Source organism: Paracoccus sp. (in: a-proteobacteria) (assembly GCF_030538755.1).
Classification (GTDB): domain Bacteria; phylum Pseudomonadota; class Alphaproteobacteria; order Rhodobacterales; family Rhodobacteraceae; genus Paracoccus.
In genome coordinates this window covers 1-20,954 of record NZ_JAUNTJ010000023.1, presented here as the reverse complement: position 1 = coordinate 20,954, position 20,954 = coordinate 1, and the positions used below count along the sequence as shown (strand labels likewise).

The window sequence follows — 20,954 nt, the reverse complement described above, 5'->3', positions numbered from 1 at the left end:
AAATTTTTGTTTATTCTACAACTGGTTCAGGATGTATGCTGCGATCGGCATGGCTGCCGTTGCGGCAGGCGACGGCGCGTTGCAGACATGCAGGGTGCGCGGCGTGCGGGCGAACAGAAAGTCGTCGATCAGCCGCCCGTCTGCCGCAACCGCCTGTGCCCGGATGCCGGGCCGATAGGGCGCAAGGTCCGCCAGCCCGATCTGCGGGCAATAGCGGCGCACCTTTTGCAGATACAGCCGCCGCGACAGCGAACCCGCCAGTTCAGAAAAGGCAGGCGCAGCATTGCGCCGCAGCATCCGCCAAAAGCCGGGAAAGGCCAGTGCATCGCGCAGGTCGCGCGGGCTGACACGGGTCTTGGCATAGCCGTCGCGCGCGCCAGCCAGCACGGCATTCGGGCCGACGGTAAAGCCGCCGTCCAGCTTGCGCGTCAGGTGAACGCCCAGAAACGGCCGGTCAGGATCGGGGACGGGATAGATCAGATGGCGCACCAGATCGGGCGACTGGTTCAGAATGCGGAAATATTCGCCGCGAAACGGGATGATGCGGAAATCGGGGGCACTGTCGGGGCGGGCGCCGAATTGCCGCGCCATCCGGTCGGCCCACAGCCCGCAACAAAACACCACGCGCCCCGCAGTTACCGGCCCGGCGCTGGTCTGCAAGCGCACCTCTTGCGCGGTTTCCGCCCCGCCGGTGACGGTGACGCCGCTGCGGATCTCGCCGCCCGCAAGGGTGATCCGTTCGGCCATCCGCCGTGCAATCGCCGCGAAATCGGTGATCCCGGTCGCGGGTGAAATCAGCGCGGCGACGGCGCGGATGTTCGGCTCGATCCGCCGGGCTTCGTCGCCGGGCAGCGGGGTGATGTCGATGCCGTTCGCGCGGGCGCGTTCCAGCAGGGCCTGCATCCGGGGAACCTCGGCTTCCTGCGTGGCGACGATCAGCTTGCCGCAGGTGTCGTGGCGGATGCCCTCGGATTCGCAAAAGGCGCGGGTGGCGGCGGCCCCTTCGCGGCAGAACCGCGCCTTGAGACTGCCCGCCGGATAATACACCCCGGCGTGGATCACCCCGGAATTGCGCCCGGTCTGATGGCTGGCAAGCTGGGGTTCCTGTTCCAGCACCAACACCCGCGCGGTAGGGTCGCGCCGCTGCGCCTCGGCCGCGGTCGCAAGGCCAAGGATGCCGCCACCGACGACGACCAGATCAGGATGCAAATGGGACATGGGCGTTATCCAGACAAGAAACAGCGGGCCGTGCGGCGGTGCAAAGGGGGGCAGAGGTCATGGGCAGGGCCTGATCTGGATGGGATCGCTGGCGCTGGTGCCGATGGTCTGGCAGCGGTCGCCCTCGCACAAGCGCCAGCCGCCGCCGGTCGCGCCCGAGGCCGCCAGCAGCAGCGCGGGTTGCGGCGGCAGGTCGGGCGACCAGACCCACCAGCCGTTCTGCAATTGCGCGCCCGCGCCCGGCTCCATCCCGGCACCAGATCCGCGCACGGCGGCGCGGGTCAGGCGCAGGCTGTCGCCCTCGATCCGCCAATCCTCGCGCCAGCCGCTGCGTTCGACGGAATGGGTCCATTCCAGTTGAAAGCCGGTGCCACCCAGCATCAGCATAGCGGCACCGACCATCAGGCAACCGCTCATGCCGTTGTGGCGGCGCGCGATTTCAGGCCGCGCCACCAGACAAGGCCCAGAACGGCGGCCAGCGCAAAACCGACCTCATCGGTGACGGCCATGGCGGCGATCAGGGTAAAGGCGGCGATCATCGCGATGGCGCGCATCCAGACCGGCAGCGGATAGACCAGCCAGCCGACCACCGCCACGCCCCACAGCACGATGGACAGCGCGCATTTCACCACGATGTAGATCACCGCCGGCAGAAAGCCGATGGCCTCGGCCAGCGGGCCGCCGGATTGCAGCATCAGCGCCGGGGTATAGACCGCCATGAACGGGATCACGAACCCCGCCGCCGCGATCTTGATCGCCTGAAAGCTGATGCGCAGCCCGCTTTCCCGCGCAATCGGCGCGGCGGCAAAGCAGGCCAGCGCGACCGGAGGGGTCAGGTCGGCCAGAATGCCGAAATAGAACACGAACATATGGCTGACGATCAGCGGCACGCCCAGCTCATACAGCGCCGGTCCGGCGATGGACGAGGTGATGATATAGTTCGGGATCGTGGGGATGCCCATGCCAAGGATCAGGCAGGTAATCATGGTCAGGATCAGCGACAGCAGCAGGCTGCTTTCGCCGACGCTGACGATGAAGATGCCAAAGGTGTTGGCCGCGCCGGTCAGGGTCATCGTGCCGATGATGACGCCGACCAGGGCGCAGGCGATGCCGACGGGCAGGGCGGTTTTCGCGCCTTCGGCCAGACTGTCGATCACCTGCCCGATGGTCAGCCGCCCCTGCGCCGTCAGCACGGCAAGCACGATCAGCGCCATGACGCCATACCACAGCCACACCTCGGAGATGCGCATCAGCGCCGCCGCCAGCAGCCCCAGCCCGACCCAGAAGATCACCCGGATCACCCCGGCAGGCAGGCCCAGCACGATGGATGCGCCAAGGATCAGCATCATCGTCAGCGCAAGGCCGACGGTGCCCGCGAACAGCGGCGTAAAGCCCGAAAACAGCAGCCAGACCAGCACCGCCAGCGGCAGGATCAGATACCACCCGGCCTTCAGCGCCCCAAGCGCCGAGGGCAGTTGGTCGCGCGACATGCCGCGCAGGTTCATGCGCCCGGCCTCGAGATGGACCATCCAGAAGGCGCCGGCGAAATACAGGATGGCGGGAATGATCGCGGCCTTGACCACTTCCAGATAGGGGATACCCAGCGTCTCGGCCATGATAAAGGCGACCGCGCCCATCACCGGCGGCATGATCTGCCCGCCCATCGAGGCGGTCGCCTCGACCCCGCCGGCAAAGGCGGGACGATAGCCAAAGCGTTTCATCAGCGGGATGGTGAACTGCCCGGTGGTGACGACATTGGCCACGCCGGAACCGGAAATCGTGCCCATCAGCCCCGACGACACCACCGCCACCTTGGCCGCGCCGCCCATGCGATGCCCGACCAGCCCCAGCGATACATCGGTAAACAGCCGGATCATCCCGGCCTTTTCCAGAAACGCCCCGAACAGGATGAACAGAAAGATATAGGTCGAACTGACATAGGTGGGGATGCCGTAAATCCCCTCGGTGCCAAAGGACATATGCGTGATGACCTGCCAGAAGTCATAGCCGCGATGGTTCAGCGGCCGGGGCAGGTATTCGCCAAAGAAGCAGTATCCCAGAAACAGCCCGGCGATGATCGGCAGCGCCGGACCCATGATGACCCACGCGGCGGCGAACACCACGATCAGCGCGATCGACCCCATAATCAGGTCCATCTGGTTCGGGTCGCCCTCGCGGAAGATCAGGTCGCGGTATTCGATCCACTGATAGGCCGCGACAGCGACACCCGCCAGCGCAAAGCCCCATGCCAGCGCACGCAGCGGCAGGGCGACACCCCGCAGCGCCGCCATCAGCGGAAAGGCCAGCGCGGTCAGGAAACCAACGTGGACCGCGCGCAGGATCTGGCTGGGCAGGTCGAACAGATGCGCCGCCGATCCGATCTGGAACAGCGAAAAGGCGACCGCCAGCCAGAACAGAACCTTGCCCTGCGTCGTCGCGGGAAAGCTGTCGGCCAGCGGATCGTGAATGCCCAGATCAGGGTTGCCTGCTGGCGGGGCGTGCAGGGGTTCGGTCGGCTGGCTCATCTGTCGTCCCTATTGGTGATTTTATGCGGCGGGGCCTGGGGCGGCCCGCGCCTTGAGTGTCGCAGGGCCGCTTATTCGGTGGCCACGCCCTGTTCGTCATAGAACCGCCTGGCACCCGGATGCAGCGGCACCGGCATATTCTGCGCGGCGGTTTGCAGGTCAATCGCGCTTGCCGCCGCATGAGCGGTTTTCAACTGCTCGACGTTATCAAACAGCGATTTGGTCATCTGATAGGCAATTTCTTCGTCCACGCCATCGTGCGAGATCAGAAAGTTGATGATCGTCACGGTCGGCACGGCCTCGGCCTGCCCGTCATAGGTGCCCGCCGGAATTTCGCCCGCAGCATAGGGCGCGCCCAGCTTTTCCGCGATGTCGGCGGGAACGGACACGACCTGCACCGGAACCGAGGTCGCCAGATCCTTGAGCGAGGCAACGCCAAGCCCCGCCGATTGCAGCGTCGCGTCAAGCTGACGGTTTTTAATCAGCTCGACCGATTCCGCGAAGGGCAGGTATTCGACCTTGCCCAGATCGTCATAGCTCATCCCGGCGGCGTCCAGAATGGCGCGGGCATTCAGTTCGGTGCCCGAACGCGGCGCGCCGACCGACAGCGATTTGCCGCGCAGATCATCCAGCGTCTTGATGCCCGATGCCTCGCTGGCGACGATCTGGATATAGTTCGGATAAATCGCGGCGATGCCGCGCAGATTGTCCAGCGGGGCGCGGAAACCGGCCTCGGGGTCGCCCTCGGCGGCCATTTTCACGGAATCGCCCAGCGAAAAGCCGATCTCGCCGCGCCCCTGTTGCAGCAGGTTCAGGTTTTCCACGCTGGCCTTGGTGGCTTGCACCTGCACGCGAACGTCGGGGATATGTTCGGAATAGATGCGCGACATGGCCACACCCATCGGGTAATACACCCCCGAGGTTCCGCCGGTCAGCACGTTGATAAAGGTTTCCGCCTTTGCGGTCAGGGGCGTTACGGCCAGTGCGGCACCAAGGGCGGCGGCGGCCAGCCGAAAGCGGGTTGTCATGTGTTCTCCTCCTGTTGGTCAGTCTCTGTGACCTTAAGAGTGAACACGAGATCGGTCAAAGCACAACTGACCGAAAGTCAGGTCGGGGCGCCTGCCGTCGAAGCAGGCGCCGCTTTATCAGGCATTCGCCTCGCGGATGCGGTCGGCGGCCTCTTTGTCGTAAGAGACGCCCTTTTGATCGAACAACTGGTCCAGCTCGCCCGAGAGGGTCATTTCGGTCACGATGTCGCAGCCGCCGACGAATTCGCCTTTGACGTAAAGCTGCGGGATCGTCGGCCAGTCGGAAAAATCCTTGATGCCCTGACGGACGCCTTCATCGGCCAGCACGTTCACGTCGCGGTAATCGACGCCCATATAGTTCAGCACCCCGGCCACGCGGCTGGAAAAACCGCATTGCGGCATTTCCTTGGTGCCCTTCATGAACAGCACCACGTCATTGCCATCGACAGTCTCGCGGATCTGCGCCTGCGCATCGCTCATTTTTCGGTTGTCCTTGTGGTTGATCGGGCCGGATCAGTCCGGCGCCTTGGTGGTCAGGGCCAGTGCGTGCAATTCGCCGCGCGACCCGTCCATCTTGCCCTGCAACGCGGCATAAACGGCCCGCTGCTGCTGAACGCGGTTCTGACCACGGAAACTTTCGTCGATCACCTCGGCGGCGAAATGGTTTCCGTCGCCGGCAAGGTCGGTGATCGTGATCTGCGCATCCGGGAACGCCGCGCGGATCAGGGCTTCAATATCATGCGCTTCCATAGCCATGGCACGTCCTTTCACTGTCCCGTCTGATGTAGGGGATGCGGGCTGGTGTCGCAAGGTGGCGCGGCGCGGATTGCCCCGGCGGCTGTGGTGCCGCCGGGCAGGGCGTTGCTGCCCCGGCGCGCGTCAGTGCGACATCAGCACCGGCAGCGGCGCGCGTTCAAAGATGTCGCGCGTCACGCCGCCCAGCAGATCTTCGGTGAACTTGCTGTGTTCATAGGCACCCATGACCAACAGCCCGACGCCGGTTTCCAGGCAGGTGTCGATGATGGTCTGCCCGGTGCCGCCCGCGCCCTGAGGGCGGATGACCAGTTCGGCTTCGATGCCGTGGCGTTCCATCAGGCGCATCACCTCTGCGCCGTAATCGGGCGGCAGATCGTCGCCGATACCGATCAGGATCACCCGGTCCTTGGTGCCAAGGATGTGCATCGCATCGGCCAGCGCCCGCGCCGCCGCGCGCTTGCCGTCCCATGCAACGGCGGCGGATTCGATGATCGACGGCGCGTTATAGGTCGAGGGCACGACCAGCACCGGGCGGCCGCTGCGCAGGGCGACGACATCGGGGCGCACACCGAAATCCTGCGCCTGATTGGGGTCGGTCGCGCTGCCGATCACCACGATGTCATGGCCGCGCGCGACCTCGGTGATGCTGCGACTGCGGGTGCCATAGGCCTCGAAATGCGTCTCGCCGGTCAGCCCGGCCTGCGCGACGGCGGTTTCAAAGGCCCCGCGCCGCTCGGCGATGAAATCGTTTTCATAGCCATCAAGGATCTTGTCGATCTCGGGTGTCAGAAAGGCACCCGCGCGGCGGCGCATCGGGTTGTCGGGCACCCAGACGGCGGCGGTCAGGCTGGCGTCGTATTTCTGCGCCATCTGGATCGACATACGCAGTGCGGCAGGGCCGCCGCCGTTGCCGGTATAGTTGGTCAGGATACTGCGAATGGTCATCTGTCAATCCTCCGGTGCAGGTGTCGTTTCAGTCGGGGCGGGGCGCAGACGCATGGCCTTGAGTGGCACAAGTGCGGTCAGATGCGCGCGCAAATAATCCGCAGCATCCGCGTTCTTGCCGGCCAGCACAAGCTGCAACAGATGCACATGTTCCACGCAGCGGTCGCGGGCGCTGTCGCGGTCCAGCGTCTGGCCGTAATCGAACAGGCGGCGCAGCCGGTCCACCCGGCGCAGGGCGTCGATCAGGAACAGATTGCCGCTGCATTCCATCAGCGTTTCGTGCATCCCGCTGTTCAGATCGAACAGCCGCGCGTCGCTGACCGACCAGATGCCGCCCGCCACCAGCCATTCCTGCTGCTCCAGCCGCTGTTCCAGCGCCGGGCGGTTCAGGGCAAAGCCCGGTTCCAGCAGCCCTGCCGGTTCGATCAACTGCCGGAACCGATAGCTGTCGCGATAGCTTTCCAGCGAGGTCAGCAGCGGCTGAAATTCCCAGCCGTGGCCGGGCAGCCGCTCGATCCAGCCTTCTTGCGACATGCGGCGCAGCAGGCGGCCCAACTGGCCGCGCGTCAGATCATAGCGGCGCAGGAATTCGTTTTCGCTGATCCGGTCGGGCAGGCGGCCCTGCACCCGGTCGCGGGCGATGGTCAGGTAAAGCTGTTCGTCGGGGTCGGTGGCCGGTTGCCGGTCTGACAGCGCCACGGCGGCATCCGCATCAAGGATCTGATAGCCGCTGCGTTCCGTCGCCTTTAACACACCGGCGGCGGCAAGTTGCTTCATCGCGGCCCTTATGGGCGAGCGCGAGACGCGGAACTGTTCGGCCAGCCGCCGTTCCGTCAGCCGTTCGCCACGGCGCAGATTTTGCGCACGGATATGCGCCGCGATCCGGCTGGCAAGGGTGTCGGCAAGGCTGGTCAATTCGGGGCCGTCCTTTTCGGCCATCCATGACAGATGCCGCGCAAATTGCCAAGATTGGTTTTTTGCGCTTGCAAAAGGCCAGACATGCGTTATCTGGCACTTTAAGAGGAAAAAGAACCAATCGGAGTTTGTCAGATGCGCATTCTGGTATTGCCCGGCGACGGGATCGGCCCCGAAATCACGCAAGCCACACTGGCGGTGCTGGACCGGGTGAATGCGGCCTTCGATCTGGGGCTGGCGCTGGAACAGGCGCAGATCGGGCTTGCGTCGCTGGCGGCACAGGGCACCACGCTGCCCCAGGCGGTGCTGGATCGCATTCCGCAGGTGGATGGCGTGATCCTTGGGCCGGTGTCGCATTACGATTACCCGCCGCGTGAACAGGGCGGCATCAACCCCTCGGGGGCGTTGCGGGTGCAGTTTTCGCTGTATGCCAATATCCGGCCCGCCCGGTCGCGCCCTGATCTGAGCGTGCTGCGCAAGCCCATGGACCTGATCGTGGTGCGCGAAAATACCGAAGGCTTCTATGCCGACCGTAACATGGTCGCCGGCACGGGCGAGTTCATGCCCGATGATGACATGGCCCTGTCGGTGCGCAAGATCACCGCAAAAGCATCGGCCACCGTCGCCCGCACCGCCTTTGATCTGGCGCGCAGCCGCCGCAAAAAGGTGACGGCGGTGCATAAGGCCAATGTGCTGAAGCTGACCGACGGCCTGTTTCTGCGCGAGGTGCGGCGCGTTGCCGCAGATTACCCGGATGTGCAGTTAGAGGAACTGATCGTCGATGCCGCCGCCGCGCATCTGATCCGCCGCCCCGACAGCTTTGACGTGATCGTGACGACCAACATGTTCGGCGACATTCTTTCGGATGAGGCGTCGGAACTGTCGGGCAGTCTGGGGCTTGGCGGCTCGATCAATCAGGGGGCGGATGTGTGCGTGGCGCAGGCGCAGCATGGGTCGGCGCCGGATATTGCCGGGCAGGATCGCGCAAACCCCACTTCGCTGATCCTGTCGGCGGCGATGCTGCTGGACTGGCTGGCGCGGCGGCATGACCGCGCGGATTACGCCGCCGCCGCCCGTGCGGTCGAGGCCGCCGTCGAACAGGCGCTGGACGATCCGGCCAGCCGCACCGCCGATCTGGGCGGGCCGCTGGGCACGCGTGCCTTTGCCGCCCGCATCTGCGACAATCTTGGCGCGCAGGGCGGACGATAGAATCGCGGGGCAGGGCGGGCTATTCCGACAGTCGGACGGAATATTCGCTGGCCAGCATGTCCAGCACGTTCTGGCGCACCTCGGGCGCGATATGTGTCGCGCTGCGGGCCAGACGCTCGGCATCCTGGCCCACCACCGTCTGATAGGCCCCCAGCCGCGCCGGGGCCTTGGCCTGATAGTCGGGGTCGGCCAGTGCCTTGCGGATCGCGCTGATCCATTCGTCCTGAATCGCCCTGGGCGTTTCGCGCGGCAGCACCAGCATCTTTTGCGCCGCAAAACCGGCGGTGGCAAAGGCGCGATACGCCTCGTAATCGGGACCAGAGGGCGGGGCACCGTGGATCAGTTCGTAAACCTCCTCGACTGTGGGCAGGTCGGGGAAGGTCGGGTCGCGCAGCACCCGGCCATCGGCGTCCAGCACACCCCATGTCATCAGCGGCACGGCGCGCCCCTGCGCCACCTGCGGCGCGACATTGGCCAGATAGGCGGGGGTGGTCTGATAGTCGATGCTGATCTCGCCCTGCTGCATGGCCTGCAACCCGTCATGCCGGCCCGTGTAGCCGAACACATAGCGCACATCCAACCCCAGCAGGCGAAAGGCGAGCATCGGCACCAGATCCAGCGAAGCAGGCCCCATGCTTGCATACAGCAGCCGCTGGCCTTGCAGATCGGCAATCTCGTGCCACGACCCGACACCCAGATCGGCCGAGACATAGACCACCCCGCCCGTCGGGGTCGCCATCAGGACATCCCAGTCGTCGTAATCATAGCGCACACGCAGATCGCCCAGCATATAGGCGATCTGCGTTGACCCGGATGTGCCCAGCACCATGCGCCCATCGGGGCGCGCCTGTGCCGTAAACAGATTGGCCCCGCGCGTGCCGCCGCCGCCATATTCATTACGCACTATCGCCTGCGGCTGTCCGGGCAAGTGCTGGACGATCAGCGGAGCCAGAAACCGCGCCCACATGTCTGACCCGCCGCCTTCCCCGAACGGAATGATCCATTCAACAACGGTGCCGGTGAAATCTGGCCGCGCGGTATCGGCCACCGCCGGGCGCCCGTCCAGCAGGCTTGCCGCGCATATCGCGATCAGGGCGATGCGCCAAAGCGGCGATCCTGCCTGCATCCAACTCTCCCACCCGGTGCGTTCGTTTGTCGCCGTGACCGGACCCTGCGCCGATTGTAGGCGGGGCCGTTACCCCTTGCCACCTGATTTTTGTGCGGCGGGGTTGCGCGCGGGCGCGCGCTTGCGCAGGTTGATCCTGTCCCGCTGCGATGACGAGTCTCTGACGCCCATGCGTATCGTGCTGATCGAAGATAACCAGATGCTGGCGCGCGCCGTCGCTCAGGCGCTGCGCGAGGAAGGGCATTCGGTGGACTGGCTGGCCGACGGGCAGGACGGGGCCGAGTTTCTGGCCAGCGAGGGGGCCGATCTGGCCATCGTCGATATGAACCTGCCGCGCATGGGTGGGCTGGAGGTGATTCGAGGTCTGGCGGCATCGGGAACCGATATTCCGGTTCTGGTGCTGACCGCGCGCGACAGTCTGGATGATCGCGTCGCCGGGCTGGATGCGGGGGCCGATGATTATATGACCAAGCCGTTCGAGATGGCCGAACTGACCGCGCGCATCCGTGCGCTGGGGCGGCGGCGCGGGCGGCGCGGGCAGATGGTGGAACCCATCGCCGGGCTGGAATTCGACCGCGCGGGCCGCCGCCTGTCGGGACCAGAGGGCACCATCGACCTGTCGCGCCGCGAACTGGCGCTGTGGGAGGCGCTGTTCGACAGTGCCGAGCGGGTCGTATCCAAGGCGGCGCTGTGCGACAGCATCTATGGCACCGGCGCGGATGTCGATGTGAACGCAGTGGAAATTCTGGTGTCGCGCCTGCGCCGCAAGATCGAGGGGGGCGGCGTGCAGATCAAATCCATCCGCGGCCTTGGCTATATCTTGCAGGTTGCAGCAAGGTGACGCGGCGCCGTCGCCCGGTCTGGCGCAGCCTGCGCGCACGCCTGTTCGTGATGATCGTGGTGCCGCAGCTTGTGATTGCCGTGACGGCCAGCGTCATCCTGAACTGGATGGCGCGCGATGTGTCGCGCGCGCTGTATGACGATACGCTGAAGGTCGTCGCCCATGCCGTCGCGCGCGAGGTGATGGTGACGCGCGGCGATGTGCTGGCGGGCGATCTGCTGCGTTCGCTGGAAGGGGCGCTTGGCGATCCGATCTATTATCAGGTTCACGCCGCCGGGGGGCGCTTTATCGTCGGGCGCACCGATGCGCCGCCGCTGCCCGCTGGTGTCGAATACCCCGAGGCGGTGCCGGTCTTTTACAGCGCGTCGTGGAACGGGCGGCCGGTGCGCGTGGTGGTGCTGCGCGAATATATCACCGACGCCGAACTGGATGGCTGGACGACCGTGCGCGTCTGGCAGACCGTCACCGCCCGCGACGCATTGACCCGGCAGATGCTGGGGCAGGCGGCGGCGGTGCTGGCGCTGATGGTGGCCTCGGTCACGGGGCTGGTGTGGTTCGGGATCAATCGCGGCCTGTCGCCGCTGACCGATCTGCGCGATGCGGTGGCGCTGCGCAGCACCAGCGAACTGCGCCCGATCCGTCGCAATGTCCCGCGCGAGGTGATGCCGCTGGTCGCCACCATCAACAGCCTGTTCACCCGTCTGTCTGCGGAACTGGACCGGCGGCGGGCCTTCATATCCAACGCCGCGCATCAGCTGCGCAACCCGGTCGCCGCCATTCAGGCGCAAGCCGAATCGGCGCTGAGCGCGCGCGACGCGGGCGACCGCGAACAGAGGCTGCGCGATCTGGGCGAATTGACGCGGCGGCTGTCACGGCTGACGCAGCAATTGCTGCGGCTGGATGCCGCCAGCGACGGGCAGGGGATGACCGCCGGGCCGCCGGTCGATTTCACCCAGACCGTGGCCGAGGTCGCCCGCCGCCATGTGCCTGCCGCGCTGCGCCGGGGTGTCGATGTGGCCCTGATCGAACCCGACCGCCCGCTGCGCGTCGCCGTCAACGCCGTTCTGCTGGAAGAGGCGGTCGATAATCTGATCGACAACGCGCTGAAATACGGCTGCCCGCCGGACAGCGAACTGCGGCTGGAACTGTCGCGGCGGGCCGGGCAGGCGGTGCTGCGGGTCAGCGATCAGGGACCGGGCATCCCGTCCAATCTGCACGAGGCCGTGTTCGAGCGCTTTTTCCGCATCAATTATGCCGATGACGGCGGTTCCGGGCTGGGGCTGCCCATCGTCCGCATGATCGCGCGCCGCGCCGGCGGGGATGCGATGGTCGAGCTGTCCTCTGTCGGCTGCACCATCCGGTTCAGCCTGCCGCTGACGCAAAAAACAGCGTGATCTGCCTGATATGACAGCTTGCTGACAGGTTCGTGTGCGAAAACAGCCCACGAAAGATCTGCGCCCCGGCGCATTGGTCCTGATGGGAGGAAAATTTATGCAATCACCGATTCGCCATTTTCGTGGCGTTATTGCGGCTGCGGTCGCGGGCCTGACGCTTGCCGTCTCTGCCCCTGCGATGGCGCAGGATGTGGATTTCTCGGGCAAAACGGTCGAGTTCTGGATTCCCTTCTCGGAAGGGGGCGGTTCGGACGTGTGGGCGCGCTTTCTGTCGCCCTATCTGGTGCGCCATCTGGACGGCAATCCCAACGTAATCGTCCGCAACGTGCCGGGCGGCGGGTCCATCACCGGATCGAACGAATTTGCGGCGCGGGCGCGCCCGAACGGGCTGCAAATGCTGGGCACCTCGGGGTCCACGCAATTCCCGTATCTGCTGGGCGACCGGCGGGTGCGTTACGATCTGGCCGAATTCCAGCCGGTCGTCGTGTCGCCCACCGGCGGCGTCGTCTATATCCCGTCCAGCTTTGAGGTGGCCGATGCCTCGGAACTGGGCAAGATCGCCGACCGTGAACTGGTTTACGCCAGCCAGGGCGCGACCTCGCTGGATCTGGTGCCGATGCTGGCGTTCGAGGTGATGGGCCTGAACGTGCGCCATGTGTTCGGCATGACCGGGCGCGGCGATGGCCGTCTGGCCTTTGAACGGGGCGAGGCGACCATCGACTATCAGACCACCTCGGCCTATCTGACCAACGTGGTGCCGCTGGTTCAGGCGGGCACCGCCGTGCCGCTGTTTTCCTATGGCGTGCTTGACGCCGAGGGCAACATCCAGCGCGATCCGACCTTCCCCGACATTCCGCATTTCGCCGAAGCCTATGAAATGATGCACGGCGAACCGCCCTCGGGCGTGGCGTTCGAGGCGTATAAAGCCTTTTTCGTCGCCGGTTTCGCGGCGCAAAAGAACGCGGTTCTGCCCAAGGATACGCCCGAACCGATCGTCAAGGCCTATCGCGATGCCTTTGCTGCCGCTGCCGCCGACCCGGAACTGGTCGCTGCTGCGGGCGAAATCCTGGGCGAATACACGCAGGCCGTGGGGGATGATGCGGAAAGGCTGTATCGCGTCGCCACCACCATCGACCCGGAATCGCGCGAATGGGTGCGCAACTATCTGCGTGAGCGTCACAACGTCACGCTGGACTGATTGTCCGGTCCGGGCGCCGCGACCATTGCGGCGCCCGCTTTGCTGCCCGAGGGGTAACGGGCGGATGCCAGCGGGCCATGGCGTGGCGCAAGGCATCGCATTTTCAGCTTTTCCGGTCTTGTCGGTGCAGTGCCGTTCGGTGCGTCGCTGTCTGGCCCGGATCAGGGGGTCAGGGGGCACACCATGATAATGGATGCAATCTATCAGGCGCTTGGCACTGTGCTGACGCTGAATCACTTTACTTATCTGATGGTCGGGGTTGGCGTCGGTCTGATCGTCGGCATTCTGCCCGGTCTGGGCGGTATTGTCGGCATGTCGCTGCTGCTGCCGTTCGTTTACGGGATGGAGCCGACCTCGGCGCTGGCCATGCTGATCGGCATTCTGCCGGTGCTGGCGATTTCCGACACATTCGCCTCGGTCCTGATGGGGATTCCGGGGTCGTCATCGTCGCAGGCGACGATCCTTGACGGATTCCCGCTGGCGAAAAAGGGGCAGGCTGCCCGCGCGCTCAGCGCGGCATTCACGGCCTCGTTCATTGGCGGGTTGTTCGGCGCGGCGGTGTTGACCGTCTGCGTTCTGGTCGCCCGGCCGCTGATCCTGTCGTTCGGCGCGGCGGAACTGTTCATGCTGACGATGTTCGGCCTGTCGATGGTCGGCGTGCTGTCGGGGCAGAGCCTTGCGAAAGGTCTGGTCGCCGCTGCTGCCGGTCTGGCGCTTGGCTCGGTCGGGTCTGCCCCGGCCACCGGCGAATACCGGATGGAGTTCGGCACGCTTTACCTGATGAACGGCCTGCCGCTGGTGATCGTCGGTCTGGCGCTGTTCGCCGTGCCGGAAATCGGCGATCTGCTGCGCAAGAACAGCGCAATTGCGGCCAAGGGTTCGGCGCTGGGCGCAGGCTGGAAGCAGGGCATCAAGGACACATGGGCCTATCGCTGGCTGACCCTGCGTCTGGCCGGACTGGGCGCGATGCTGGGGATGATCCCCGGTCTTGGCGGCTCGGTCGTGGACTGGATCGCCTATGGCCATGTCGTGCAGACCGCCAAGGACAAAAGCCAGTTCGGCAAGGGTGACATTCGCGGCGTGATCGCGGTGGAATCGACCACCTCGTCGAAAGAGGGCGGCGGTCTGGTGCCGACGCTGCTGTTCGGCATTCCGGGTTCGGGGGCGATGGCGATCTTTCTGGCCGGGATGGTGCTGATCGGCTTGCAGCCCGGCCCCTCGATGGTGTCCACCAACCTTGACGTGACCTATACCATCGTCTGGTCGCTGGCGCTGGCCAACGTCATGGGCACGCTGCTGTGCCTGATGCTGGCACCGGGGATCGCGCGCATTACCATGGTGCGCTACGCGCTGATCGCGCCGTTTATGGTGATGGTGATCTCGTTCGCGGCGTTCCAGCCCAACCGCTCGCTCTATGATCTGGTGGCGCTGGTGGGCATGGGCATCATCGGCATCATGCTGCGCCGCTTTGGCTGGCCGCGCCCGGCGTTTCTGATCGGCTTCGTTCTGGCCACCCAAGGGGAACGCTATCTGTATCAGGCGTTGCAATTTTCGGGGTGGAGCTTTTTCGGACGCCCGATCGTGCTGATTATCGCGGCCATCATTGCGCTGTCGATCTTTCTTAGCCTGCGGTCCAGGGGCGGCAACAACAAGATCCAGACCGAAGGTGCGGGGACCGTATCGGATGCCTATCCGCTGTGGCCGCAGATCACCTTTACGCTGGTTCTGGTCGCGTTCTTTCTGTTTACCATCTATGACACCTACAACCTGCAATTGCTGGGCAAGGTGTTCCCGATGGGCGTGGCCATCGTCGGGCTGATCGCGTCGTTCTTTGTGCTGTATCCGCAGATCACCGGCAACCGCACCAGCGGCGCGGTGTTCGACAGCGAAGAAAAGCTGAGCACGGATGACGACGGCCCCCTGACGCCGCGCAAATACATGGCCTGGCTGGTGGGCTTTGTCGTGGCGATTTCACTGGTCGGGTATTTCCTGGCGCTGATGGTGTTCTTTGTCGCCTTCTTGCGGATCGTGGCCAAGTCGGGCTGGCTTCAGATCATTGCGTTGACGGCATTGGCCGTGGCGATCTTGGCGGCGCTGACCTCGACGCTGAACCTGATGCTGCCCGCCGGGCTGTTGCAGGATCAGTTCTATGGCCAGTTGCCATGGCTCTTGGGCTAGGTCGCGGATGACAGCATCGGCCCGCGCCATCACCGGTGCGGGCCTTTTCATATGGAAGGAAAGATCATGGCAAAACAACACGCAATCCCGGTGATGGTCATGCGCGGCGGCACGTCCAAGGGGCCGTATTTCCGCATGGACGACCTGCCCGCAGACGAGGCCGCGCGCGACCGGATGTTGCTGGCCGTGATGGGGTCGCCAGATCTGCGCCAGATCGACGGGATCGGCGGCGCGGATACGCTGACCTCCAAGGTGGCGATTGTCGGGCCATCATCGCGTCAGGGGGTGGATGTCGATTACCTGTTCGCGCAGGTCTCGATCACGGATCCGGTGGTCGATACCGCGCCGTCCTGCGGCAATATTCTGGCCGCAGTCGGGCCTTTTGCCATCGAACGCGGAATGGTTGCGGCGACGGGCGGCGAAACGCGCGTCGTGATCCACAACCTGAACACCTCCAGCCGGATCGAGGCGATTGTGCAGACCGATGCGGATGGCGTGGTTTACGATGGAGACACGGCGATTGCGGGCGTGCCCGGCACGGCGGCGGCGGTGCGGCTGAACTTTATGGATATTGTCGGGTCGAAAACCGATGCGCTGCTGCCGACGGGCCAGTTGCGCGAACAGATTGACGGCGTGGATGTGACGCTGATCGACGTGGCCGTGCCGATGATGATCGTGCGCGCCGCCGATATGGGCAAAACCGGCTATGAAACCCCCGACGAACTGGATGCCGACCGTGACTTTTTCACCCGGATCGAGGCAATGCGGCGCGAGGCGGGGCAGCGCATGGGCCTTGGTGATGTCGCGGGCAAGGTGATCCCCAAGATCGGCATCATCGCCGCGCCCAAGGGCGACGGCCATATCGCCGCGCGCTATCTGGTGCCGCACAAGACCCACGCCGCCTTTGCCGTCACCGGCGCGCTGTGCGTGTCCACCGTGGCTATGCTGCAAGGCTCGGTCTCTGACGGGCTGGCGCTGCGCCCCGAGGGTGAGGATCGCGAGATCCTGATCGAACACCCCAGCGGCATGATCGACGTGGCGCTGCGCACCCAAGGGCAGGGCGCGGATTTGCAGGTGGTCAGCGCCGGCGCCATCCGCACCGCGCGCAAGCTGCTGACAGGCGAGGTGTTTGTGCCCGCTGGCACCGTCTAATCATAGCTGGCGATCTCGATCAGGTTCTGGTCGGGATCGCGGATATAGACCGAGGTGATCGGCCCCGTGGCCCCGGTGCGGGGCACGGGGCCTTGTTCAATAGCGATGCCCGCGCGGGTCAGGGCCTGAATGACGGCATCGGGCGGCAGCGTCGTAATCAGGCAAAGATCGGCAGACCCGGCGGTGGGGCGCAGGGCCTTTGGCTCGAACTCTTGCCCCGTTTGGTGCAGATTGATCTTTTGCTGACCAAAGCTCAGCGCGATGCGCCCCTGACCGAATGTGACCACCTGAAAGCCCAGCACATCGCGGTAAAAATCGCAGGTGCGGTCAATATCCGCGACGGTCAGAACAAGGTGATCCAGCCGGTCGATCTGCAACATCTGCCTGTTCCCTTGTTGTCTGGTCAGGCCAACAGCAAGGGCCGCCAACCTGCACGTTTGCACAGGTCAGGCAGCCCCGCAACCTTGGGTCAGCAGGCTTAGGCGCTCTGCCTCTGCTTGCCCGCCTCGGCCACCAGTGCGGTAAAGCGGAAAAATCCGTGGACCATCTTGGAAAACGGCATCAGCAGGAACAGCGTCATCACGCTGGCCAGATGCACGGCCAGCAGCGCGCCGACGGCACCCGTGCCGGTGGCGGCATACAGTGCCAGCCCGGTGGCCGCGACAATCGCCAGCAGCAGCACAAAGGCCATTTCGCCGCCCCAGACGCGCCGATCGCCCAGTTCGGGGTCGGCGCGCAGTTTCAGCGCCGCCAGACCGCCCGCGCCGATCACCATCGCCAGCCCGCCGGGAACGCCCAGCAGTTTCGGCAGCGACCACAGCGGATAAGGGGCGTGCCAGCCAAAGACATAGTGCATGATTGTCCCTGCGCTGGTCGCGCCGAAACAGGCGATAAAGCCCCACATCAGCAACTGGTGGAACACGCGCCGGTTCTGGCTGAATCGGGTGCCCTGTTCAAAGTTGCAGCCGTCGCCATGGCCGCCGTTCAGGTTCTTCATCCGCGCGGCCATGTCGCCTGCGCGCGCCAGATCGGCCAGCCGGATGCGCCCTCCGCCCACCTCGCGCCAGTAATCGCGCAGCGACAGCGCGATCAGCGCCAGCGGCCCAACAAAAGCCGGAATGAACAGCGCAATCATCAGGTTATGCGCCATATGGGCATAGAAACCCGCGCCCTCGACCGGGCGGAACGCGGCAACCAGCCAAAAGAACAGCGCCAGTGCCGCCACCAGCAGCCCGGCCATCGCCACGCCATGCCGCTGAAACAGCCCGGCCAGCGCGCGCGGGCGGGCCAGACGTTCCCAACTGTCGGTGCGCACCTCGGCCAGTGCGGCGGGGATGTTCAGCGCGAATTCATGCGGCGGGGTATATTGGCAGGCATAGTAACAGCCCCGGCAATTGTGGCAGAGGTTCGCCAGATGGGTCAGATCGCCATCGGCAAAGGCCTTGTTGCGGGTCATCGCCGGAAAAACCGAACAGAACCCCTCGCAATAGCGGCAGGCGTTGCAGATCTCGATCTGGCGGCGCGCCTCGTCCATGGCAGAGGCTTGGGCGGGAAGGGTGAAATCAAGCGACATGGGCGGCGGCCTCCTTGCCTGCGATACGTCCGAATACAGTGCCGATGGTCATGCCGAAACCAGCCAGATAGCCCTGACCCAAGATCGACCCGGCCATGATCTCGCCCGCCGCCCACAGGTTGCGGATCGGGCCTTGCGCGCTGTGGACCTGCGCGCGGTCGGACACTTTCAGCCCCAGATAGGTGAAGGTCACGCCGGGGCGCAGTTGATAGCCATAGAAGGGCGGCGTATCCAAAGGCCGCGCCCAGTTGGTTTTCGGCGGGTTCAGCCCCTCGGTCGCCAGCCCGTCCAGTTCCGTCGCATGGAACGTGCCGGGATGGCAAGCGGTGTTGAAATCGGCCACGGTGCGGTCCACCGCGTCGGGATCAAGGCCCATCTTTTGCGCCAGTTCCGGGATGCTGTCCGCCTTGATCGGCGGAAAGACCGAGGGCATGAACAGGTCGATCGACTTGGCGTCAATCAGCGCATAGCCGACCTGATCGGGCTGCGCCGCGACCAGTCGGCCCCAGATCGCGTAACGCTTGGGCCAGGTATCTTCGCCCTCGTCATAGAACCGCTGGCCATCGCGGTTCACCACCACCGAAAACGGCACGCAATCCAGCCGCGTCACGATGCCGCCGTCATATTTCGGCGCGCGCCCGTCGATGGCGACGGCGTGGCATTGCGTCGGGTCGCCCACGCTGTCGGCCCCCTGATCCAGCATGTCGCGCAGCACCACGCCACGGTTATAGGGCGTGCCGCGGATCAGAAAGTTCCGCGCGGCTGGCCCCCAGGCGCGGGCCAGCCAGTCGATGTCGGCCTGAAACCCGCCCGAGGCCAGCACATAGGCCCGCGCGCGGATGGTCTGTGGCACGCCCTTTACCTCGATGTCGAGATGGGTGATGTCCTGCCCCTCGCGGTGAACATGGCGCACTTGTGCCTGATAGATCACAGAAACGCCCAGATCGGTGGCGGTGTTGTAATAGGCGTTCACCAGCGCCTTGCCGCCGCCCAGAAAGAACGCATTCGTGCGCGACAGCGACAGCGTGCCCGACAAGGATGGCTGAAAGCGCACGCCGTTTTCCTGCATCCACGGCAGGCATTCTTCGGATGTGCGGATCGCCATGCGGGCCAGATGTTCGTCGGTCTTGCCCTTTGTGACCAGCATCAGGTCGTGCAGGTATTCGTCTTCTTCATAGGCGCCGGTCAGCGGGAACATCGGCCCGCGGTGCATACAGCGAAAGTTGCGGGTGTGACGTGAATTCCCGCCGCGATAGGGTTCGGGCGCGCCTTCCAGGATGATGACGCGGGCACCTGCACGGGCGGCGGTGATGGCGGCGCACAATGCGGCGTTGCCGCCACCGACCACGGCGATGTCATAGGTTTCGGCTTGGGTCATTCGTCCTCCAGCGGAATTTCGAGACTGCGCATCGCGCGCAGGCGGGCGTTCAGCGCGCTTTCCAGATGGGCACGCATGGCCTGTTCGGCGGCGGCACCATCGCGCAGATCCAGCGCGTCGATGACGGCGGCATGTTCGGATGCAGCGGTTTCGGGGCGGGCGGGTTCGGCCAGCGTGGTCGGGCCAAGGATCAGCATGGTCTTTTGCAGCGCGCTGACCGCCTTGACCAGAAAGCGGTTGCGCGCGGCCCCCAGAACCGCGCGGTGGAACTGGCGGTTCAGCTCCTGCGCCTCGAACCCCGGCGCGGCCTGCGCCATCGTGGCGTTTATGTCGCGCAATTCGTCAAGCTCGACCGGCAGGACCATGCGCGCAGCCATGCGCGCCGCCGTGCCCTCCAGCACGATGCGCATTTCGTAAAGCTCGATCACCTCGGCATGGTCCAGCGTGCGGATCGTCGCGCCCTGCCGGGCCTGATGGATCACCAGCCCGTCCGCCTCTAGCTGGCGGATCGCCTCGCGCACGGGGGTGCGGGAAATACCAAAGCGGTCGGCCAGTTCGGTTTCACGCAGCCGCGCGCCGGGGGCAAGCTGGCCGGAACGAATCTCGGTCAGCAGGCGGCGATAGGCGGATTGCCCTTGCGGGGAATTGGGATCGTCAGTCATTATAAGCTGCGGCTTTGCGTTGCATACGAGTGGATACAAGAGTATCCCAAACCTGTCAACCAGAGGAGTTGATGCTGATGGCCCATCCCTTGACCCTGCCGCCGCAGCTTGTCCCTCGCGGCGCGACCATCGCGCTGGCACTGTGTGGCGCTGCGGTTTTCTGGCTGCTGGGCCTGCCGCTGCCGTTCCTGTTCGGCCCGATGAGCTTTTGCCTGATCGCGGCACTGGCTGGCGCGCCGTTGCGTGGTCTGGGGCAGATTTCGGTTGCGGCGCGGACGGTGCTGGGCGTGGCCGTGGGCGCATCCATTACCCCCGATGTGGTGGCGCAGGTGCCGCACATGGCGCTGAGCGTGGCGCTGGTGCCGCTGTATGTTCTGCTGATCGGGCTGATCGGCGTGCCGTTCTTTCGCCGTTTGGGCTTTGATCCGGTCACGTCATATTATGCCGCCATGCCCGGTGGCTTGCAGGATATGGTCGTGTTCGGTGCCGAGGCAGGGGCCGATGTGCGCGCCCTGTCGCTGATCCATGCGACGCGCGTTGCGGTTCTGGTGACGATCGTGCCGGTCGTTCTGGTCGGGCTGTATGATGTGTCGCTGACCGGCGCGATCGGCAAGCCGATGGCGCAGACCGGCTGGGATCAGCTTGCGCTGATGGTGGTTGCCGCGCTGATCGGCTGGAAGGGGGGCGAACGGATCGGTCTGTTCGGAGCCTCGATCCTTGGGCCGATGATCGTGACAACGGTGCTGTCGCTGGCAGGGATCATCACCACCCGCCCGCCGGCCGAGGCGATCATGGCCGCGCAATTGTTCATCGGCATTGGCATCGGTGTGAACTATGTCGGCGTCACCCTGCGCGA

The 20,954-nt window shown here is 65.1% G+C and carries 20 protein-coding genes; 7 read left to right on the top strand and 13 right to left on the bottom strand.

Features of this window, described 5'->3' with window-relative positions:
- Positions 1-15: 15 nt before the first annotated feature.
- The 8 genes from lhgO to Q4G14_RS12750 all read right to left on the bottom strand — a co-directional run bounded on the left by lhgO (position 16) and on the right by Q4G14_RS12750 (position 7,411).
- Positions 16-1,218: an L-2-hydroxyglutarate oxidase gene (gene lhgO / locus Q4G14_RS12785; protein WP_303362144.1), complete on the bottom strand. Its 1,203-nt coding sequence runs from the start codon at positions 1,216-1,218 to the stop codon at positions 16-18.
- A 57-nt stretch (positions 1,219-1,275) separates the two neighbouring features.
- Positions 1,276-1,620 (bottom strand): DUF1850 domain-containing protein, encoded by a 345-nt coding sequence (locus Q4G14_RS12780; RefSeq protein ID WP_303362143.1) that lies wholly within the window; start codon positions 1,618-1,620, stop codon positions 1,276-1,278.
- 11 nt (positions 1,621-1,631) lie between these two features.
- Positions 1,632-3,743: a TRAP transporter permease gene (locus Q4G14_RS12775; protein ID WP_303362142.1), complete on the bottom strand. Its 2,112-nt coding sequence runs from the start codon at positions 3,741-3,743 to the stop codon at positions 1,632-1,634.
- Between the two features lie 71 nt (positions 3,744-3,814).
- Positions 3,815-4,771, bottom strand: a complete 957-nt coding sequence (locus Q4G14_RS12770) for a TAXI family TRAP transporter solute-binding subunit (protein WP_303362141.1) — start codon at positions 4,769-4,771, stop codon at positions 3,815-3,817.
- Positions 4,772-4,888: 117 nt separating this feature from the next.
- Positions 4,889-5,251 (bottom strand): Grx4 family monothiol glutaredoxin, encoded by a 363-nt coding sequence (grxD, locus tag Q4G14_RS12765; protein WP_303362140.1) that lies wholly within the window; start codon positions 5,249-5,251, stop codon positions 4,889-4,891.
- A gap of 33 nt (positions 5,252-5,284) precedes the next feature.
- A complete protein-coding gene (locus Q4G14_RS12760) occupies positions 5,285-5,527 on the bottom strand; it encodes a BolA family transcriptional regulator (RefSeq protein WP_303362139.1) in 243 nt (80 codons plus the stop codon).
- A 123-nt stretch (positions 5,528-5,650) separates the two neighbouring features.
- Positions 5,651-6,472 carry a universal stress protein gene (locus Q4G14_RS12755; protein ID WP_303362138.1) on the bottom strand — a complete coding sequence of 274 codons (822 nt, stop codon included), beginning with the start codon at positions 6,470-6,472 and terminating at the stop codon, positions 5,651-5,653.
- A 3-nt stretch (positions 6,473-6,475) separates the two neighbouring features.
- Positions 6,476-7,411, bottom strand: a complete 936-nt coding sequence (locus tag Q4G14_RS12750; protein WP_303362137.1) for a GntR family transcriptional regulator — start codon at positions 7,409-7,411, stop codon at positions 6,476-6,478.
- Between the two features lie 111 nt (positions 7,412-7,522).
- Between Q4G14_RS12750 and Q4G14_RS12745 the strand changes: the two genes are divergently transcribed.
- A complete protein-coding gene (locus tag Q4G14_RS12745; RefSeq protein ID WP_303362136.1) occupies positions 7,523-8,596 on the top strand; it encodes an isocitrate/isopropylmalate dehydrogenase family protein in 1,074 nt (357 codons plus the stop codon).
- A gap of 19 nt (positions 8,597-8,615) precedes the next feature.
- On the opposite strand, the gene Q4G14_RS12740 is transcribed toward Q4G14_RS12745, so the two are convergent.
- The gene (locus tag Q4G14_RS12740) at positions 8,616-9,722 is read right to left on the bottom strand and encodes a tripartite tricarboxylate transporter substrate binding protein (RefSeq protein ID WP_303362135.1); all 1,107 of its coding nucleotides are present in this window, start codon (positions 9,720-9,722) and stop codon (positions 8,616-8,618) included.
- Positions 9,723-9,891: 169 nt separating this feature from the next.
- Here Q4G14_RS12740 and Q4G14_RS12735 point away from each other — a divergent pair, with 169 nt between their 5' ends.
- The 5 genes from Q4G14_RS12735 (at position 9,892) to Q4G14_RS12715 (ending at position 16,485) form a co-directional block, all read left to right on the top strand.
- On the top strand, positions 9,892-10,563 hold the full coding sequence (locus tag Q4G14_RS12735; protein ID WP_303362134.1) for a response regulator transcription factor: 672 nt from the start codon (positions 9,892-9,894) through the stop codon (positions 10,561-10,563).
- Positions 10,560-11,957, top strand: a complete 1,398-nt coding sequence (locus Q4G14_RS12730) for a sensor histidine kinase (RefSeq protein ID WP_303362133.1) — start codon at positions 10,560-10,562, stop codon at positions 11,955-11,957. The genes Q4G14_RS12735 and Q4G14_RS12730 overlap by 4 nt, the downstream gene beginning before the upstream one ends.
- A 97-nt stretch (positions 11,958-12,054) precedes the next feature.
- Entirely contained in the window at positions 12,055-13,155 is a 1,101-nt protein-coding gene (locus Q4G14_RS12725) for a tripartite tricarboxylate transporter substrate binding protein (protein WP_303362132.1), read from the top strand.
- A gap of 183 nt (positions 13,156-13,338) precedes the next feature.
- Positions 13,339-15,333, top strand: coding sequence for a tripartite tricarboxylate transporter permease (locus tag Q4G14_RS12720; protein ID WP_303362131.1), 1,995 nt, complete (start codon positions 13,339-13,341; stop codon positions 15,331-15,333).
- Positions 15,334-15,399: 66 nt separating this feature from the next.
- Positions 15,400-16,485: a 4-oxalomesaconate tautomerase gene (locus Q4G14_RS12715; protein ID WP_303362130.1), complete on the top strand. Its 1,086-nt coding sequence runs from the start codon at positions 15,400-15,402 to the stop codon at positions 16,483-16,485.
- Here Q4G14_RS12715 and Q4G14_RS12710 read toward each other — a convergent pair.
- The 4 genes from Q4G14_RS12710 to Q4G14_RS12695 all read right to left on the bottom strand — a co-directional run bounded on the left by Q4G14_RS12710 (position 16,482) and on the right by Q4G14_RS12695 (position 20,098).
- Complete coding sequence (locus Q4G14_RS12710; RefSeq protein WP_303362129.1) at positions 16,482-16,865, bottom strand: VOC family protein; 384 nt, start codon at positions 16,863-16,865, stop codon at positions 16,482-16,484. The genes Q4G14_RS12715 and Q4G14_RS12710 overlap by 4 nt on opposite strands.
- Positions 16,866-16,963: 98 nt before the next feature.
- Positions 16,964-18,058 carry a tricarballylate utilization 4Fe-4S protein TcuB gene (gene tcuB, locus Q4G14_RS12705; RefSeq protein WP_303362128.1) on the bottom strand — a complete coding sequence of 365 codons (1,095 nt, stop codon included), beginning with the start codon at positions 18,056-18,058 and terminating at the stop codon, positions 16,964-16,966.
- Complete coding sequence (gene tcuA, locus Q4G14_RS12700; RefSeq protein WP_303362127.1) at positions 18,048-19,436, bottom strand: FAD-dependent tricarballylate dehydrogenase TcuA; 1,389 nt, start codon at positions 19,434-19,436, stop codon at positions 18,048-18,050. Before tcuA ends, tcuB begins: the two co-directional genes overlap by 11 nt.
- Positions 19,433-20,098, bottom strand: coding sequence for a GntR family transcriptional regulator (locus Q4G14_RS12695; RefSeq protein ID WP_303362126.1), 666 nt, complete (start codon positions 20,096-20,098; stop codon positions 19,433-19,435). The genes tcuA and Q4G14_RS12695 overlap by 4 nt, the downstream gene beginning before the upstream one ends.
- Before the next feature lie 77 nt (positions 20,099-20,175).
- On the opposite strand from Q4G14_RS12695, the gene Q4G14_RS12690 reads away from it, so the two are divergent.
- Positions 20,176-20,954 (top strand): AbrB family transcriptional regulator (locus Q4G14_RS12690; protein WP_303362125.1); only part of this gene is annotated, 779 nt, incomplete at its 3' end.